This is a genomic window from Pseudoprimorskyibacter insulae (genome assembly GCF_900302505.1).
In the GTDB taxonomy this organism is placed as follows: domain Bacteria; phylum Pseudomonadota; class Alphaproteobacteria; order Rhodobacterales; family Rhodobacteraceae; genus Pseudoprimorskyibacter; species Pseudoprimorskyibacter insulae.
This window is the reverse complement of record NZ_OMOJ01000001.1, coordinates 132,778-150,558: the sequence shown is the minus strand read 5'-3', so window position 1 is coordinate 150,558 and position 17,781 is coordinate 132,778. Positions and strand designations below refer to the sequence as shown.

17 protein-coding genes are annotated in these 17,781 nt (G+C 63.0%); 5 read left to right on the top strand and 12 right to left on the bottom strand.

Going from position 1 to position 17,781, the window contains the following annotated elements; genetic code table 11:
* Entirely contained in the window at positions 1–1,011 is a 1,011-nt protein-coding gene (locus tag PRI8871_RS00795; RefSeq protein ID WP_108884286.1) for a hypothetical protein, read from the top strand.
* Positions 1,012–1,020: 9 nt separating this feature from the next.
* On the opposite strand, the gene PRI8871_RS00790 is transcribed toward PRI8871_RS00795, so the two are convergent.
* The 4 genes from PRI8871_RS00790 to PRI8871_RS00775 are packed head-to-tail and all read right to left on the bottom strand — an operon-like array spanning position 1,021 to position 5,091.
* Positions 1,021–3,081, bottom strand: a complete 2,061-nt coding sequence (locus PRI8871_RS00790; protein WP_108885161.1) for a molybdopterin-binding protein — start codon at positions 3,079–3,081, stop codon at positions 1,021–1,023.
* 17 nt (positions 3,082–3,098) lie between these two features.
* Complete coding sequence (gene mobB / locus PRI8871_RS00785; RefSeq protein WP_108884285.1) at positions 3,099–3,590, bottom strand: molybdopterin-guanine dinucleotide biosynthesis protein B; 492 nt, start codon at positions 3,588–3,590, stop codon at positions 3,099–3,101.
* The gene (mobA, locus tag PRI8871_RS00780; protein WP_108884284.1) at positions 3,587–4,216 is read right to left on the bottom strand and encodes a molybdenum cofactor guanylyltransferase MobA; all 630 of its coding nucleotides are present in this window, start codon (positions 4,214–4,216) and stop codon (positions 3,587–3,589) included. The genes mobB and mobA overlap by 4 nt, the downstream gene beginning before the upstream one ends.
* The gene (locus tag PRI8871_RS00775; protein WP_370741843.1) at positions 4,213–5,091 is read right to left on the bottom strand and encodes a formate dehydrogenase accessory sulfurtransferase FdhD; all 879 of its coding nucleotides are present in this window, start codon (positions 5,089–5,091) and stop codon (positions 4,213–4,215) included. The genes mobA and PRI8871_RS00775 overlap by 4 nt, the downstream gene beginning before the upstream one ends.
* 76 nt (positions 5,092–5,167) lie before the next feature.
* On the opposite strand from PRI8871_RS00775, the gene PRI8871_RS00770 reads away from it, so the two are divergent.
* Both PRI8871_RS00770 and PRI8871_RS00765 read left to right on the top strand, forming a co-directional pair.
* Complete coding sequence (locus PRI8871_RS00770; protein WP_108885160.1) at positions 5,168–5,860, top strand: AzlC family ABC transporter permease; 693 nt, start codon at positions 5,168–5,170, stop codon at positions 5,858–5,860.
* Complete coding sequence (locus PRI8871_RS00765) at positions 5,857–6,174, top strand: AzlD domain-containing protein (protein ID WP_108884282.1); 318 nt, start codon at positions 5,857–5,859, stop codon at positions 6,172–6,174. The genes PRI8871_RS00770 and PRI8871_RS00765 overlap by 4 nt, the downstream gene beginning before the upstream one ends.
* Here the strand turns inward: PRI8871_RS00765 and PRI8871_RS00760 are convergent.
* The 5 genes from PRI8871_RS00760 to PRI8871_RS00740 all read right to left on the bottom strand — a co-directional run bounded on the left by PRI8871_RS00760 (position 6,162) and on the right by PRI8871_RS00740 (position 10,264).
* Positions 6,162–6,794, bottom strand: coding sequence for a hypothetical protein (locus PRI8871_RS00760; protein WP_108884281.1), 633 nt, complete (start codon positions 6,792–6,794; stop codon positions 6,162–6,164). The genes PRI8871_RS00765 and PRI8871_RS00760 overlap by 13 nt on opposite strands.
* Positions 6,795–6,821: 27 nt before the next feature.
* Positions 6,822–6,956: an aa3-type cytochrome c oxidase subunit IV gene (locus PRI8871_RS00755; protein WP_108884280.1), complete on the bottom strand. Its 135-nt coding sequence runs from the start codon at positions 6,954–6,956 to the stop codon at positions 6,822–6,824.
* 94 nt (positions 6,957–7,050) lie between these two features.
* Positions 7,051–7,506: a DUF6173 family protein gene (locus tag PRI8871_RS00750; protein ID WP_108884279.1), complete on the bottom strand. Its 456-nt coding sequence runs from the start codon at positions 7,504–7,506 to the stop codon at positions 7,051–7,053.
* On the bottom strand, positions 7,503–8,552 hold the full coding sequence (locus PRI8871_RS00745; RefSeq protein WP_108884278.1) for an MBL fold metallo-hydrolase: 1,050 nt from the start codon (positions 8,550–8,552) through the stop codon (positions 7,503–7,505). The genes PRI8871_RS00750 and PRI8871_RS00745 overlap by 4 nt, the downstream gene beginning before the upstream one ends.
* Positions 8,552–10,264 (bottom strand): acyl-CoA dehydrogenase, encoded by a 1,713-nt coding sequence (locus PRI8871_RS00740; protein WP_108884277.1) that lies wholly within the window; start codon positions 10,262–10,264, stop codon positions 8,552–8,554. Before PRI8871_RS00740 ends, PRI8871_RS00745 begins: the two co-directional genes overlap by 1 nt.
* A 119-nt stretch (positions 10,265–10,383) precedes the next feature.
* On the opposite strand from PRI8871_RS00740, the gene PRI8871_RS00735 reads away from it, so the two are divergent.
* Positions 10,384–11,337: an L-threonylcarbamoyladenylate synthase gene (locus PRI8871_RS00735; RefSeq protein WP_108884276.1), complete on the top strand. Its 954-nt coding sequence runs from the start codon at positions 10,384–10,386 to the stop codon at positions 11,335–11,337.
* Here the strand turns inward: PRI8871_RS00735 and PRI8871_RS00730 are convergent.
* Complete coding sequence (locus tag PRI8871_RS00730; protein ID WP_108884275.1) at positions 11,334–11,909, bottom strand: YqgE/AlgH family protein; 576 nt, start codon at positions 11,907–11,909, stop codon at positions 11,334–11,336. The genes PRI8871_RS00735 and PRI8871_RS00730 overlap by 4 nt on opposite strands.
* Before the next feature lie 139 nt (positions 11,910–12,048).
* Between PRI8871_RS00730 and PRI8871_RS00725 the strand changes: the two genes are divergently transcribed.
* Positions 12,049–12,840 carry a protein-disulfide reductase DsbD domain-containing protein gene (locus PRI8871_RS00725; protein ID WP_108884274.1) on the top strand — a complete coding sequence of 264 codons (792 nt, stop codon included), beginning with the start codon at positions 12,049–12,051 and terminating at the stop codon, positions 12,838–12,840.
* A gap of 4 nt (positions 12,841–12,844) precedes the next feature.
* On the opposite strand, the gene PRI8871_RS00720 is transcribed toward PRI8871_RS00725, so the two are convergent.
* Both PRI8871_RS00720 and PRI8871_RS00715 read right to left on the bottom strand, forming a co-directional pair.
* Entirely contained in the window at positions 12,845–16,237 is a 3,393-nt protein-coding gene (locus PRI8871_RS00720; RefSeq protein WP_108884273.1) for an efflux RND transporter permease subunit, read from the bottom strand.
* A gap of 3 nt (positions 16,238–16,240) precedes the next feature.
* Positions 16,241–17,701 carry an efflux RND transporter periplasmic adaptor subunit gene (locus tag PRI8871_RS00715; RefSeq protein ID WP_108884272.1) on the bottom strand — a complete coding sequence of 487 codons (1,461 nt, stop codon included), beginning with the start codon at positions 17,699–17,701 and terminating at the stop codon, positions 16,241–16,243.
* Positions 17,702–17,781 lie beyond the last annotated feature (80 nt).

Sequence of the window (17,781 nt, the reverse complement as noted above, 5' to 3'; positions counted from 1 at the left end):
ATGGCCGACACGCCCGAATCAAAGCCTAGTTCTATCGGTTCCGCCGCCCCGCAAATGCAGGGCGGTCTGATTGGTGCCGAGATCGCGGCAGGCATTGCCACATTGGTTTGGCTGGCCATATCGGGCGTTCTGGTGCTGCGCGGTGAATTTGACGTGGCTGGCCGCACGCAGGCCGCTGCGGTTGCTGTGCTGATTGTCGTGCCGATTGGGCTGGCGTGGGTTTTGGCCGCTGCCGCCCGCACGCGGCGTCAGGTCCGGTCAGAAATAACCGAGCTGCGCCGCGGGGTCGAAGCCCTGCGCAAGGCCTATGTCACGCAGGCCCAGCAAGACAATTCCGGCACAGCCCAATTGATTGCCCGCCGCCTAGACGAACTGGTTGCTGGGCAGCGCAAGGCTGAAACCTCGCTCGCGATGCTGGGATCGATCCGCATGGCCGAGATGGAGGCCGCCGCCCCCACGCCCAAAGCTGTGGCGCAGGCCCCGGTCGATACGACCCAGCCGACGCTGGCGCTTGGCACCCCTGCCGAAGCGCTGGAGCCGCCGCTTTCCAACGAAGACTTCATCCGCGCGTTGAACTTCCCCGAAACCGCCGAGGACCAAGAAGGCTTCTCGGCGCTGCGCCGTGCACTAAAGCACCGGTCGTCGGAACAGTTGATCCGCGCGTCCCAGGACATCCTGACCCTGCTTAGTCAGGAAGGCATCTATATGGATGACCTGCGCCCCGATCTGGCCCGGCCCGAGATTTGGCGCAAGTTTGCCAAGGGCGAACGTGGCCGCGCCGTGGCCCCGCTGGGCGGTATCCGTGATCGGTCGTCGCTGGCGCTGACCGCTGGACGGATGAAAACCGACCCGGTGTTCCGCGATGCGGCGCACCATTTCCTACGCAAGTTCGATCAGACCTTTTCGCCCTTCGAAGAGGGCGCGTCTGACAGCGATCTGTCGGGCTTTGCCAACACCCGCACGGCCCGCGCCTTTATGCTGATCGGGCGCGTTGCTGGCACCTTCGACTAAGCCTGCGCTTTAGAACGCGGAATAGGGAATAAACTTGACCGGCATGCCGGGGGTGATCTCGGCTGCGCCGTCGCCCAGTTCAACCAGCCCTTCGGCCCAGCTAAGGCCGCTGATCCGGCCCGATCCTTCAGATTTGAACACCTCGGCCGCGCCATCGCGCAGACGGGCGCGCAGGTATTCGTGGCGGCCCGGTTTCTTACGCTTGGTGAAAGCGGCGGGGACCATCACGCCTTTGGGCTGGTGCCATGCCTCGCCCGACAACAGGCGGAAGGCGGGACGGGCGAACACCAGCGTACAGACCAGCGCGGCGACCGGATTGCCCGGAAGGCCAAACACCGGCGTGTTGTTCCAAAGGCCCAAGGCCAAGGGGCGGCCGGGTTTCAGCGCGATCCGCCATTCCTCCATCGCGCCGCTTTCGCGCAGCAGGGCCGACACATGGTCTTCGTCCCCCGCCGAGGCCCCGCCCGAGGTCAGGATCACATCGGCCTTCTCCGCAGCCTCATCCAGCCGTGTCTTCAACGTGTCCCGGTCATCCGGCACGCGGCCAATATCGATCGGGGCATATCCCCAGCCCGCCGCCAAGGCCAACAGCATCGGACGATTGGCGTCAAAGATCTGGCCCGGACCGGCCTCGTCGCCGGGTTCCAGCAATTCATCGCCAGTCGACAGAACCGCGACCCGCAGCGGGCGTTGCACCATCAGCTCGCCATGTCCCACGGCAGAGGCCAGCGCCAAATCGGCAGGCGTCAGCACGCGGCCCTTGGGCAGCGCCACGGCCCCGGCGGCGATATCCTCGCCCGCCTTGCGCGTGTTCGCCCCTTGGCGTAGCGGGCCGCGAAAGGCAATCTGACCGGCGTCTGTTGTGGTGTCTTCCTCTAGCACGACGGTATCGACACCATCGGGCAGTGCAGCCCCGGTCAGCACCCGCACGGCATGCCCATCCGGCACCGTGCCGTCATAAGGCGCACCAGCGGCGGCACGCCCGTCCACCAAGGGCAACCAGCGCGGCGCGTCATCGGGTGCTCCGCCCTTGAACCCATAGCCATCCACGGCGGTGTTCGGCTGTGGCGGGTTGCTACGCTTGGCGATCACGTCCTCGGCCAGAACCCGGCCAGCGGCGGCAAAGACAGACACGGGTTCAGGGCTGGTCACGGGATGCAGACGATCCCGCAGCATGTTCAGCGCGGTATCGACCGGCGTCCAATCAACGCCCGGCGGCAGGGCAAAGCAATCGTTGCGCAGCGGCGGCGGGGCGATCCGGCTTGCCGCCTTGCGCAAACGGTCCTCATGGCCCGCGCCAAAGATCCAGCCCTCGGCGGTCGCGTCCACCGCCAGCATTTCATCCAGATCGGCAGCATCCAGATGGGCCATGGCCTGGGCCATGATATTGACCTGCGCTTTGTCGCGGATCTCGCCCATGGCCTCGGCCCGTTTGACCGCGTCGTTCAGCAAACCCGGCCATGTTTCAACCAGAACAATCGGCGTCTCCGGCGTTTGGAATGGCCAGACGGCGACTTGATCAGGGAAGTTCTTGCGAAGCCGGTTCAACACCGCCAGCGCGGTAAAGGCCTGCCCGCCCACGGCCCCTGCCCCGCCCATTTGCCAGAGCGTAAACGTGCCGGGAACCGCCGCATCACAGGCGCGCCGCTCGGCCATGCCGTGACCATCCCGCACGTCTTTGCGCGGCAGATTCGGCAGATCGTCTTTCAGCGCGTTGAACCAAAAGGGGCCAATGCCGGGGAAGCCGCCGTTGATCTGATCGGCCAGTTGAAACCGATTGTTGCCCTTGGGCGTATCGGTCACGTTGGCCTCTAGCCAATCCCACACGGCGAAAGGGTCATCCGACCCGGTCAGCGCCTTGCCAAACCCCGCTGGATAGCCAAAAGGCACATCCACCCCGATCAACAACCGGTCGCCCGCGTTCACCACTGCGCCGAACATCGCGCCCAGCACGAATTCGGCCAGATCACGGTTGCGCAGATAGACCGGCTCGCGCCCAGCCTCACCCAACCAGATCGCATCCTTGCGCGGGGTCGGGCCCGTGTCATTCCCCGACGACCAATCCAGCATGGCAAAGCGGGTGAACCTCACAAGCCCACCTCACGCAGGATGAAATCAGCGATGGAGACCGTGTCATTCAGGTCAAACACCGGGCGGTCAACGCTCATCGGTGTATCGCTGGCAATGGCGCGGATGGTCGGATCACCGGGGGCAATCAGGTCATTGCCGGTTTCGGCGCGAAACGCCTCGACCTTGGGATGACGGTCGCGCTTATACCCTTCGATCAGCACCAAATCGACCGGGCGCATCCGGGCCAGCAGATCCTCCAGCGTGGGTTCTGGCGCGTCGCGCAGTTCTTGCATGATTGCCACGCGGTTGCGCGACGCCAGAACCACCTCATTCGCGCCTGCCTGCCGGTGGCGATGGCTGTCTTTGCCGGGATGGTCCACATCAAAGCTGTGATGGGCGTGTTTGACCGTGCTGACCGAAATACCGCGCCCGGTGATTTCCGTCACCAAACGCTCCATCAGCCCGGTCTTGCCCGCGTTCTTCCAGCCGGTGACACCATAAAGTTTCATATCATGCCTTCCGCCTGCGCCAGATCCTCGGGCGTATTGATGTTAAAGAAAGGGTCCATCGGATCCGATGGAAACTGCGCCTCGCGCCCGCCGTGGGGATCGGTCCAAAGGACGACCTTTTTCAAACCGTCCTGCAACGCCGCGCGCAGATCATCGCGCAGGGCCACGGGCCAAAGGCCAAAGGTCGGATGCCGGATCAGCCCGCTGCGCGATTTGCTGCGGGTCGCGGCATCGCCCTTGGTGGCGGCCAGTACCAGCGGATGCGCCTGCCCTTCGGCGGCCAGCATCAAGCGCGGCACCAGATCACAGGGAAAGAACGGCGTATCGGCGGCCACGGTGACAATGGCATCCGCGCCCTGATCCGCGGCCCAGTCCAGCCCGGCAAGAACACCGGCCAAAGGCCCGGCGAAATCGGGGATCGTATCGGCAACGACGGGCAGGCCAAAGGCATCAAACCGAGCGGCATCGCCATTGGCGTTCAGCGCCACGGCGCCCACCTGCGGGGCCAGCCGATCCACCACATGCGCCAGCAAGGGCTGACCGCCCAAGGGCAGCAGGCATTTGTCACCGCCGCCCATCCGGGTTGCCTGCCCCCCGGCCAGAATAACGCCCAAAGGCTGCTTCATTCCGAGGCCCCTTTGCGCCCGGATTTGCGCCCTTCATCGGGGATCTGGTCCGGGTCGATGTCACGCACCAAGCGGTCCTCGCCAGACAGACACACAAACCGTTTGCCCCGCATCCGGCCAATGCATGTCAGCCCGACCTGCCGGGCGATCTCAACGCCCCACGCGGTAAAGCCCGAGCGCGAGGCCAGCACCGGGATGCCCATCAGTGCGGTCTTGATCACCATTTCCGAGGTCAGACGACCGGTCGTGTAGAGGATCTTATCCTCGGCACTGACATCATGTTTGAACATCCAGCCGGCGATCTTATCCACGGCGTTGTGGCGGCCCACGTCCTCCATATAGACCAGCGGACGGTTGCCTTGGCATAGAACGGTGCCATGGATGGCCCCCGCCTCAAGATACAGCGACGGGGTGGTGTTGATCTGCCGCGCCAGCTCATAGAGCCACGACGTGCGGACCTCGGTCGCGGGCAGGGTCTTGCCTTCTAGCCCTTCCATCATGTCGCCAAACACGGTGCCAACCGCACAGCCCGAGGTGCGGGTCTTTTTCTTCAGCTTGTCTTCAAAGGTGGTTTCGCTATCGGTGCGGACAACGACGACCTCAAGTTCGTCGTCGTAATCCACCGCTGTCACGCGGTCACCATCGCGCAACATGCCTTGGTTGCGCAGGAATCCCAGCGCCAGATATTCGGGATAATCGCCAATCGTCATGGCGGTAACGATTTCTTGACGATTTAGGTAAATCGTCAGCGGGCGCTCCTCGACCACCGCGATGTCAATCTCGGCGCCGGTGTGGTCCGTGCCACGCACGGCCCGCGTCAGCCCCGTCGCGGCGGGGTCCGGTGCGATGATGTATTCCGGCTTACCAAAGGTCACTGCGATTGCATCTTTCTTTGACAGTCAGTACGGCTGCGACACAACCGGGCCTCAAGGAATGGCACACATGACCCCAATGTCAAGCTACTGGCGCGGCATCGCCCTTAGCCTGCCCTTCGCGCTGATCGTCATCCCCTTCGGGCTTTTGTTCGGGGTTCTGGCGACTGAGGCGGGGCTGACCGTTGGCGCGGCTTTGGGGTTCAGCGCGGCGGTGATTGCGGGGGCCGCGCAGCTGACGGCGCTACAGCTGTTGATGCACGATGCGCCCGCCTTTGTCGCGGTGATGTCTGCGCTGGCGATCAATCTGCGGATGGCGATGTATTCGCTATCCATCGCGCCGCATCTGAAGGGCACCAATGTCTGGCAACGGGCGATTGCGGCCTATTTTCTGGTCGATGCCACCTATGCCGTCGCCCATAGCGAATATGAAAAATCGCCGGATATGCCGCGGCGCAACAAGCTGGCCTTCTATGCGGGCAGTGTGACGATTGTCTGCCTGCCGTGGTATCCGGCAACGGTGGTTGGCGCGCTGATCGGTGATGCGCTACCGGTGTCGCTGGATCTGGGGTTTGCGATGCCGCTGGCGTTTATTTCGATGTTCGCCCCGCTGCTGCGCAGCCTGCCGCATATCTCGGCCGCGTTCGTGGCGGTGGTTCTGGCGCTGGGGTTTGCGTGGTTGCCGCTGAACCTTGGTCTGATGGTTGCCGGGCTTGGCGGGATGATCACCGGGGCCGTGGTGGAAACCAAACTGGAAAGGGCCCGCGCATGATTTCGCCTGACATCATCTGGCCGGTCATTTTCATCCTAGGCATCGGCAGCTTTACCCTGCGCTTTGCCTTCCTTGGCCTTTTGGCCAACCGCGACTTGCCGAACTGGTTGCTAAAGCCGCTGCGCTATACGGCTGTGTCGATCCTGCCTGCGATGGTCGCGCCGATCGTGCTTTGGGGGCATGAGGACGGCATCGACACGCTTCAGATCATTGCGGCGCTGGCCGCGCTGGCAACGGGCATGGCCACGCGCAACGTGTTGGTCGCGCTGATCGTGGGCGCGGCGCTGTATTGGGGCGTTGGTTACTGGGTCTGAGCTTGGGCGACTTTTGCCGCCAATTCCGCCTGAAACGCCGCGACAGCCTTGGTTTTATCGTCATCGTCGTTTTCGCGCAGAACCCGCGTCGACACGCCCGGCAACTGGCCGAACTGTTCGCTTAGCTTGTTGGGGAACCAGACGGTCTTGATCGATTCGAAACCGGGCAGACGCGCCAACAGGGCCGAGGTGGACAGGGTGCATTGCGCACTGGCCACAGGCCCGTTTTGCAGCGCCAGTTGCAGCGCCTGTTCGGCCACGGCAGCAGGCACTTCGATGCGCTGAATCACCACGTGATAGGTGCTGCGGGCATGGGCGCGTTCGTAGAAATCGGCCACCGGCGGGGTAATGCCAAACAGAACGTCATTGCGTTCCGGCATCACATTGACGCGGATCGTGCCGGCGGGGTCGAACACCACGCGCTGCGAGGCGTTGATCATCAGGCTGGAATGCGCACCGGACCCGGACCGGTTGTTGACCATGGTGTACAGGGTCAGCGCCGGGGGGCCATCATGACGATAGACGGCCCGCGCCACCACGTCATCGGGGGCCCAGACCGATTTCGCGCCGCAGGCCCCAAGAATAGACAGCGCAGCGAGCGCCACGAAAAAACGTTTCATGGTCGTAGCCCCCGCTGCGGTCTGAAATCAGCTGTTGAAGATCGCCATGAACAGCAGAGCGCAGATTGCGAATGCTGCAACATAGGTCGATGCTTTGATGAACCCAACAAAGGTTGCTTCTTGAACCGATGTATCCATCTCGCCGTGCTTGTGGTCTGCCATGTTTCCATGTCCTTCGCGTTGTCAGTCGGACGGTTGATTAGCCGATTTGAAAGGCCGTGTCATCCATTTCGGCGCGCCAGTGTGTCGCGGGCCGTCAGGCCTCATCAATGCCGGTCGTCAGTTGAAAGCCGATCCGGCGGGGTTCTTCGTGATCGGGCAGCTTGGGCATCGCCCGCAAAATCACGGACAATTGCGTAACGTGCTGAATCAGCTGCGTTTTGGCCCCGTCCATGTCTGATCCGTAAAAGGTGATGATATCTGGGTCGAAAAAGCCAAGCCCCTCAATCCGCAATACGCCCGCATCGCTGCCGGCAAAGCCCATGGCCACCTCATGGTTGGAATCAAGCTGTTGTTCAAAGTTCTGGATATAAAGCGCGAGCCGTTCATAGGCCCATTCGGCCGGGCTTTTCTGCTTGACCGGTTTGCGCGTGACCGCTTCGGGCAGGTCTTCGGTGCCGCTTGGCACGTCGCCATCAGTGTGCACGTCAATCTTGCGCGGCATCGCATCGTTTTCAGCATATTCCGCCGAGGTGTCGATAATGTCGCTCACCCATCTTCCTTTCGCTGGTAACACCAAGCGCCATCCGCCCGCGTTGTGCGGATGACCTGACCAGCGTGGTACAGATGATTCAGATGTGCAATCGCTTCGACCAGCGCCAGCCCATATTCCCCGTCGCCAATCGACCGTTTGAACAGCGGGGCAAAGCAATCGCCCGCCGCCTTGGGCGTATCGAGGGATGCCAAAAGCCTGTCCAGCGCGCCGTGATGATTGTCGATCAATTGGCGCATGCGGGTCGGAAGCCCGGTAAAGGGCAGCTTATGCCCCCCCAAAACCAGATGATCGGGATGGGCCAGCGCCGCCAGACGTTCGCAGGCTTCGATCCAGTCCTCGACCGGGTCAGCCATGGGTTCGGTGGCATAGACCCCGATGTTCGAACTGATCGACGGCAGGATCTGATCCCCGGCGATCACCAGATTGTCATCACGCGACCAGAGCGTGGCATGTTCGGGCGAATGGCCGTTGCCGATGTGAACGTCCCAATCGCGCCCACCAATGCGAATCAAGTCGCCTTGGGAAATGCGGGTAAAGCCCAGCGGCATCGGGTACACGACATCGGCAAAGTTGAACGGGCGTTCCTGCGCGCGCTGTGCCAACAGATCGGGGCGCATGCCCGCCCGCCGCCAATGGGTCAGGGTTTCTTCGGTCGGCAGGGCCTGTTCATCCAGCAGCAGCATCCGCGAAAACAGCCAGGCGGTGCGCGTCGTCACCAGCTCGGCCCCGTGTTCCGATTGCAGCCAACCAGCACAGCCCATGTGATCGGGGTGGTGATGCGTGACCAAGACACGGGCAATGGGTTTGCCCTTCAGCGGCCCATCCATCAGCTTTTGCCAGATCGAGATGGATTTACGCGAATGCATGCCGCTGTCGATCACGGTCCAGCTATCGCCATCGTCCAACGCATAGATGTTCACGTGGTCTAGTTTCATCGGCAGCGGCAGTCGCATCCAAAGAACGCCGTCCGCCACTTCGATCGCTTCGCCATGCGCGGGCGGTTCGGCCCAAGGATAGCGGATCCCCACCTGTCCGCCGTCCATCACGCCACCAGATCCTCTTCGCTCAGGTCGTAGAGATCCTTCGAACCGCAGCGGGCATGGGCCAGAAGGCCGGTGTGTTCCGGCAGCATCCGCTTGATGTAGAACCGCGCCAGACGTTCACGCGCACCGCCACGGTCGGCCATGGCCGCACGCAGGTGGAAATGCCCACCCAGCACACGGGCAAAGGCCCGCAGGAACGGCACCGCCCCGGCGAACCGGTCGTTCATCGGCTGGGCCACCATCCATTCGGTTGCCTCGCGCAGCGATTCCGATGCCTGCCAGACCGGCTCGGCCAGTTCGGGCATCACATCGCGCGCCTGTTCGGCATGGCTTTCGATTTCGTCGAGCAGATCCGAGGCGGCCTCGCCCCCGTCCATCAGCTTGCGGCCCACAAGGTCCATGGCCTGAATGCCGTTGGTCCCTTCGTAGATCGCCGTGACGCGTACATCGCGGCTGAACTGGGCCGCGCCGGTTTCTTCGATAAAGCCCATACCGCCGTGCACCTGCACGCCCATTTCGGCAACATTGATGCCGGTATCGGTGCCAAAGGCCTTGGTGATCGGTGTCAGAAAAGCCGCGCGGGCCGCCCATCCGGCATCGCCCGTGGCATTGGTCATATCCAGCGCCACCGCATTGGCCAGCGCAATCGCGCGGGCGGCGAAAGTATCTGCCTTCATCGTGGCCAGCATCCGGCGCACATCGGCATGGTCGATGATCGTGCCGGTGCCGTCGCCAACCGGGGTACGGCCCTGTTTGCGGTCCTGCGCATAGGCCAAGGCATGCTGATACGCGCCTTCGGCAATGCCGATCCCCTGAACGCCCACGCCAAGGCGGGCGTTGTTCATCATGGTGAACATGCACTTCATGCCGTCATGTTCACCGCCCACCAGCCAGCCGGTGGCCCCGTCATATTCCATCACAGCGGTCGGGCTGCCATGCAGGCCCAGCTTGTGCTCAAGGCTGACCACCCGCAGGCTGTTGGCCTTGCCGGGCGCGCCGTTTTCGTCGGGGATGTACTTGGGCACCAGGAACAGGCTGATGCCTTTGGTGCCCGGCACGCCATCGGGCAAACGCGCCAAGACCAGATGGCAGACGTTTTCGGTAAAGTCGTTGTCGCCCCAAGTGATATATATCTTCTGCCCCGAAATCGCGTAGGTGCCGTCGCCATTGGGCTCGGCCTTGCTGCGCAGTGCGCCCACGTCCGACCCGGCCTGCGGTTCGGTCAGGTTCATCGTGCCCGCCCATTCGCCGGATATCAGCTTGGGCAGGTACAGCTGTTGCAACGCGTCCGAGGCGTGATGCTCCAGCGCCTCAATCTGTCCTTGCGACATCAGCGGATTAAGCTGAAGCGCAAGGCAAGACGCGCTCATCATATCGTTGACCGCAGTCGCCAAGGTCAGCGGCAGGCCCATGCCGCCGTGCTCGGGCTGGGCCGAGATGCCAATCCAGCCGCCTTCAGCAATCGCGCTGTAGCCTTCGGCAAAGCCCGGCGTGGTGCGCACAACACCGTTTTCAAGCACCGCCGGTTTCAGATCCCCATCGCGGCGCAGCGGCGCGATCACGTCGTTGCACAGCTTGCCCGCCTCAGACAGAATCGCGGTGACCATATCGGGTGTGGCTTCGGCAAATCGGTCGGTTCCGGCGACGTCAGAAAATCCGACAACTTCGTCTAGCAGAAAGCTGAAATCCGAAACGGGGGCGCTAAATGGCATTGCAGGTCTCCTACCGGCGGCTTGGCAAACTGGGAACGGGCGGCTAACTACCCTGAAACATTGCCGCAGCTTTACCGGCTGCTTCCCCTGCATCAACTTAAACGCGGCGTCACAAAGCCATGCCTCAGACCATTCAAACCGAGACGCTTTTGAACAATGCCGCCGGCTACGCCCGCGCGGCGCAAATCTGGCGCGACGGCGGGCTGGTCGCGCTGCCAACCGAAACCGTCTACGGGCTTGGCGCGGATGCCGCGAACGACATTGCTGTTGCCCGGATCTATGAGGCCAAGGGCCGCCCCAGCTTTAACCCGCTGATCGTGCATTTGGCCGATCTGGAGGCGGTCAAGGCATTGGTGCGCTGGAACGATCACGCCGAGAAAGTGGCCGATGCGTTTTGGCCCGGCCCCTTGACCATGGTCCTGCCGCTGCGCGACGGGGCGGGCCTGTCGAAACTGGTGACCGCGGGAATGGCCACCTTGGCCGTGCGGATGCCCGCGCACCCCACTGCCCGCAGGCTTCTGGCAGAATTTGGCGGGCCGGTCGCGGCCCCGTCGGCCAATCGGTCCGGGCATATCAGCCCCACGCGGGCCGATCATGTGATGGCCGATCTGAACGGGCGGATTGAGGCGGTGCTAGATGGCGGCCCCTGCGAAAGCGGGCTGGAATCCACGATCATTGGCCTGACGGATGTGCCGACCCTGCTGCGCCCCGGCCATGTGACGCGCGAAGCGCTGTCGCAGGTGCTGGGCCTGCCGGTCGCGCAACGTCACGACACTGACGCCATTTCCGCCCCCGGCCAAACCGCATCGCATTACGCGCCCAATGCGCGGGTGCGGCTGAACGCGGTCGACTGGGCTTTGGGCGAGGCGCGGCTTGGCTTCGGCGATGTGGACTGCGATCTCAACCTATCGGCCAGCGAAGACCTGACCGAGGCCGCAGCCAACCTGTTCGAATATCTGCACCGTTTGGATGATGCCGGGGCCACGACGATTGCTGTATCGCCCATCCCGCATCTGGGGCTAGGCGTGGCGATCAACGACCGGCTGACGCGGGCCGCTGCCCCGCGCGACTAGGCGTGCCCGCCTGAGGCCGATAGCGCCACGGCCGAAACCCCCATCGAGGCCAGCGCCGTTTCCCATTTGACTTGGTTTGGCGTGTCGAACACCAGATCGACCGAAGCGTCACAGGTCAGCCAGCCATTTTGCGCGATCTCTGATTCCAGCTGGCCGGGCCCCCAGCCTGCATAGCCCAGCATGGTGATCCGTTTGTCCGGGCCTTGACCGGCGGCGATTTCTTCGAGGATGTCCAGCGTCGCTGTCATCCGAAACACCGGGCTGACGTTCAGCGTTGCGACGTCTGATTCAAAGTCGGGCGAATGCAGCACAAACCCCCGCCCCTGTTCGACCGGACCGCCGAAATAGACCGGCTTGCCCCGCAGATCGGTGCTGACCACAATGTTCAACTGATCCATCAGCATCGGCATGGTGATATCTGCGGTGGGCCTGTTGATGATCAACCCCATCGAGCCTTCCTCGGAATGGGCGCACATGAAAACCACCGTGTGTTCAAAACGCGGGTCTTCCATGCCCGGCATTGCGATCAGCAGTTTGCCTGTCAGGTCGGTCGTGGTGTGGCTAGGGATCATGCAATCCTCGGTCTGGTTATGGGCCAAGCATGCCCCCGTCCCCGCCCTGCCGCAACCCTTCACCGGGGAAAGAGCGAACACGGGCCGGTATCGTCAACGTGACTTGGCATTTCGGCGGAAAAACGCCATTTCAGTGGTCATGATCCGCAAATTGCTCGCCCCGCTTGTTTTGGCCCTTGGCCTTCCGTTGCCCGCCTCGGCAGAAATGCCGATGGCCGAAATCGCCGTGCGCCCCGGATGGCGGACCGCGTCGGGCGATCATATTGCCGCGTTGCACATCACGCTGGGCGACGGTTGGAAAACCTATTGGCGCGCGCCGGGTGATGCGGGCATTCCGCCGGTGTTCGACTGGTCCGGGTCTGCCAATGCAGGCGACGTGATGGTTGTTTGGCCGACGCCGGATGTGTTCTATCAGGCGGGGATGCGGTCGGTCGGATATAAGCACGAGGTCGTGCTGCCGCTGGTCATCGATGCCGAAACCAAGGGCGATATCACCCTGTCCGGCCAGATGCTGCTGGGGATCTGCAAAGACATCTGCATGCCCTACGAGGCGCGCGTGACCGCGACCTTGCCCGCCGCCGTGACCCGCCCCGATCCGGTGATCGCCGCCGCCATGTCCGAAGTGCCGTTTACCCGCAACGAAGCGGGCGTGCGCGGCATGGAGTGCCAAATCGCGCCAACACCCGATGGCGTACAAATCAAGGTGGCCATTGACCTGCCCAAGACGGGCGGGCGCGAAGAAACGGTGATCGAAACCTCAAACCCGATGCTTTGGGTGGATGAACCCGCAACCGAACGGCGCGGGCGCACCCTGTTCACCGAGGCGTTGATCGCCCATGCCGATGGCAAGCCCTTCGCGCTGGATCGGTCAGGCATTCGCGTCACGGTGCTGGGCAAATCCTTTGCTGTGGACGTTCAGGGCTGCGACTAAGCCCTTAGCCGTGTTTGCGGCGGGCCATGATCTGGCCCAGCCCCATCACGACATACAGCCCCAAGATCAGCGCCGCGACCCCGCCCATGAACAGGGCGAACCCGGCCATCATCGGCGATAGCGACGCCAGTTCAGGCAGCGCCAGCACGGGCAGCAAATGGCCCTTCACCGTTGCATAGCCCATCGTCGCCCCCAGCCAGACAATGATCGCCGACAGTGCAAGGTTCATCACCCCGCGCAGGCGAATCCGCCGGAACCTTAGCCCGCGCCGGAAGGCGGTGATCTGGCGGCCAATGTCGGCCTGAATGGCAATCAGCGACGGCACGACCAGCAGCACCAGCACCATGCCAAAGCCTAGACCGTAGACCAGCGTAATCACCGTTGGTTTCAGGAACTGCGCTTGGTTCGAGCTTTCATAAAGCAGCGGCGCAAGGCCAAGCACCGTGGTCGCCGTCGTCAGCATAACCGGGCGCAGACGGTCCGCCGCGCCATCAATAATCGACGGCACCAGCCCGCGCTGCGCGGCGTATTCGTCGATCTGGGTCACCAAAACGATGGAATCGTTGATGATAATCCCCGTCATACCCAACAGTCCGACGACGGTGAACATGCTCATCGGGACACCCCAGAGCGCATGGCCATAGATCGTTCCCACCAGACCAAAGGGGATGACGGACATGACCACTAAGGGCCGCGTCCAGCTGGCAAAGACCCACGCCAGCACAAGGTAAATGCCCAGCAGAACCAAGATCAGCCCGGTGCGGGCGTCGTTCAAGAAGGCATCTTCCTGCTCGCTCAGACCGGACAGCCGGAATTCGACCTGCCGTTCGCTGGCGATGGTCGGCAGGATCTGATCCTGCAACAGCTGTTGGATTTCATTGGCCCGGTCGGCGTTGTCCTCAGAGATATCGCCCGTCACCGAAATCAGGCGAATGCCGTTTTCGCGCCGAACCGTGGAAAAGCCGGTGCGGCGTTCGACGCTGACGATATCGGCCAGCAGCACGTATTCCCCACCCGGCGTGCGCAACTGCGTGCGCTCAAGGAAATCGGCCGTCAATTCGCCGGTTGGCAGTTCCACACGGATGGTCGCGCTGCGGGGCCCGTCGGGATAGGTGGCCGCCTCGATCCCGCCAAGGCGGTTGCGCAGCACCCGGCCAAGGCTGTCGATGGTAAAGCCAAGCGCCTGACCCTGCGGCGTCAGTTCAAGGATCAGCTCTTCTTTGTCGTAGGCAAGGTTGTCCTCGACCGCCGACACCTCAGGGAACTGGACCAAGGCGGCCTTCAGATCTTCGGACGCAGACTTGAGCGTCGCCGCCGTGGCCCCGTAGAACTGCACATCCAAGGCATCGCCGCCGGGCCCAGATCGCCAACTGCGGAAGCTGATGGTTTCAACCATCGGCATTTGCTGCACCCGGTCCTGAAGATCTGCGACAAAGGCAAAGCTGGAGTATTCGGGCCGCAGATCTGCGTCGATCAGTTCGATCGAGATCGCGCCAAGCTGATCGGGTTCCTTGTTTTCCGTCCCGGCCAGCCCGCGCCCGGCGTTTCCGCCAATCTCGGCGATGACGTAATCCAGCGGGTTGGTGCCGTATTTCTCTTTGTACTCGGCGCCCAGCGTTTCGGTTGCCCGCTGCAATTCGCGCACCATGGTCAACGAATCCTGCCGCGTCGCCCCTGGCGCCATGGCAAAGTTGCCGGTGACCGAGTTTTGCTCGGGCGCGTTGAAAAACCGCCAGTTCACATCGCCCCGGATCAACAGCGCCGCTTGTGATGCCAGCAGAACCACAGCACCCGCCAAAACCGCGTACCGGAAGGTGATGACCCCAGCCATCAATGGCCGGAACAGCCGGTCGCGCACCCAGACAAACCCGCGATTGAACAGCCGCGACGGGAAATCATACCACGCCTCTTTCGAGGATTTGGCCAGCGCGTGTGACATGTGATTGGGCAGGATCAAGAAGCATTCGACCAGCGAGGCCATCAAAACCACGATCACCGTAAAGGGGATATCGGCAATCAAGTCGCCAAACCGCCCGCTGATTGCGGTCAGGCCGAAGAAGGCGATAATCGTGGTCAGCGTGGCCGAAAACACCGGCAAAGCCATGCGGCGGGCGGCGTTTTCTGCGGCCTGGATCGGCGACTCGCCCATGCGGAACCGATGGTCGGCGTGTTCGCCCACAACGATGGCGTCATCCACCACGATGCCCAATGTGATAATCAGCGCAAATAGCGAGATCATGTTGATCGTGATCCCGGCCATATACATCAGCGCAATCGCCGCCAGCATCGAGGTGGGGATGCCCGCCGCCACCCAAAGCGCGGTGCGGGCGTTCAGGAACAAAAACAACAGGCCCATGACCAGCACCAGACCGGTCAGGCCGTTTTCCAGCAGAATGTTCAAGCGGCCGGTGATCGCCTCGGCGCGGGTGCGGATCAGGTCGATGCTGACGCCTTCGGGCAGGGTCAGCTCCATCTCGGCGGCGACCTCTTCGACCTGCCGTTGAATGTCGATGGCGTCGCCGCGGTCGCTGCGATCCACGCGGATCGACACGGCCTGATGATCGCCGACGAAGTAGCTGCGGCTGCGGTCAATGCCTTCGACCCGAACCGTGGCCACATCGCCCACAGTCAGCTTCGACCCATCCGAGTTCGACCGCAAAACCACCTCGGCCAATTGATCGGCGCTGCGTTTTTCGACGCCAGTGCGCACGCGGGTGCTTGAACCCGCCACGTCGCCTGCGGGGTCTGCGTCGACTTCCTCGGCGATGGCGGCGGCGATTTCGGCCATGGTCACATCATGCGCGATCAGGTTGACAGACGGCACCTCGATGATCGTCTGGGGGGCCGCAACGCCGCGAATTGTGGTGCGCGTCACCCCTTCTGAGAACAGGCGCACGATCAGTTCATCGGCAAAGCGCGCCAATTGATCGAGCCCGACCGGCCCCGTCACCACAAGGTCCGTCACCCGGTCCCGCCATGCCCCGCGCGACACGCTGGGGGTTTCGGCATCGTCGGGCAGTGACCCGATGGAATCCACCGCCGTTTGCACATCATCGCCTGCGCGGCTCATGTCCCAGCCGGGTTCAAACTCCATCCGGATGGAACCCCGCCCCTCTTGCGAGGTGGCCTCAGTGCTTTCGACGCCTTCGACAGCCAGCAAGACGGGCTCAAGCACCTGAATAATGGCCGAATCCACATCCTCGGCACCGGCGCCATCCCATTGCACCGACACCGTCACGTTGTCGGAAATCACATCGGGGAAGAACTGCGCCCGCATGCGCGGCATGGCCATCAAACCGGCGGCGATCAGGATCACCAAAAGCAGGTTTGCCATGGTCCGGTGCCGGGTGAAGTAGCTAAGAATGCCTTTGGCCTGAACATCCAATCCGCGCCCCATGGATTAGTCCCCCATCCGCGATTCTATGCGCTGCACCATGTCGGCAGGTACTTTGGGTTGTTCCAGCTGCGCCAGAATGCGCTGTTTCGCTTCGGCGGGCATGCGGGTGTTGCCTTCGACAAAGGCGATCAACTTGGCACGGCGTTCCTGCGTCAGCTCCACCAGATCGGGGGCGGGGGGCGGCGCGGCCACAACGCCCGCCTGCAAGGCCCGAACCTTGATCCCGGCCCCCAGCAGGGGCGAGCGTTCGGCCACCACTTGGCGGCCATCCAGCGCGTTGGCCCGGACCAGAACGTCATCTCCCTGCCGTCGCAGCAACGTCACAGAGGCGGTTTCAAGCCGGTCTTCTGCGCCGATCACCAGCACCTCATTCGCGGCATTGACCGCCGAGGCGGGCAAGCGGGCGACACGCGGCAGCTCGGGTTCTTTGATGGCAACGGTGACGAAATCGCCCGGCTTAAAGCCCCGCGCTTGATCCAGCGAGGCAAAAACCAAACGGCCCGTCACGCCCTCGCCCACGGCGGCGGAATCGCGCGACAGAATGCCGGTGGTCGTCAGATCCGTCCCGAACACGTCCAATGATACGGCCACCGGGCTTTGGCGCAGGTTTCCGGCATCATTCAGCAGCCGGGCGTATTGCTGGGTCGAGACGCGGAAAGCCACCTCAAGCGCGTCAGCGTCGATCAGTTGGGCAAGCTGTTCATTGGCCGACACCAAGCGCCCTTCGACCAAGCTGACCCCGCTGAGGGTGCCGGAAAAGCCTGCGCGGATTTCGGTATCGGCTAGGTCACGCTCGGCCTCAGCCACGGCGATTTTCTGGCGTTCCAACTGGGTGGCCGCCTGATTGACCCGCGCCTCGGCCTGCGCCAGCGATTGGCGGCTGGACAGCACGGACTGTCGGGCCGAAGCAAGCGACAGTTCTGCCGATTCCACGCCCGACACACTGCCCACACCGCGATCGCGCAGATCGGACAGGCGCTGATAGGCGCGTTCTTGCAGATCGGCCTGATTGCGCGCGGCCTCAAGCGCGTCTTGCGCCAATTCCAATGCGCGGGCGGCTTCGGTGACTTCGGCCTCAGCGTCGCGCAGATCGGCGTTGACCCGTGCCAGTGCGGCCTGCGCGGTGGTCGGGTCGATCCGGGCCAGCATCTGGCCTTTCGTCACATGCCCGCCTTCCACGAACTCGGGTGCCAGATCAATCAGAGTGCCACCGGTCGACGCCCGCAATTCCAGCGTCCGGCGGCTTTGGACTTCGCCAAAGGCGGTCAACTCCGGCGCGACGGTTTCCAGAACCACCGGCACCACATTGACCGAAAACACCCGTTCGCGGGCCACTGGGGTGCGGGCCTCTTGTGACAGACGCGCGTCAACCGCGCCTTTCACCAAAGACCCGGCATAGACCAAAAGGCCCAATGTCAGGGAAACCAGAAACAGCCCGACAAGGCTTTGACGCAGGAATCGCATGAACAGTCCCTCAGAAGAATTGCAAGCGGTCAGAACAGATGTAGCGGAGACCGAACGCTTGCCAAGCTGAGGTTATACGG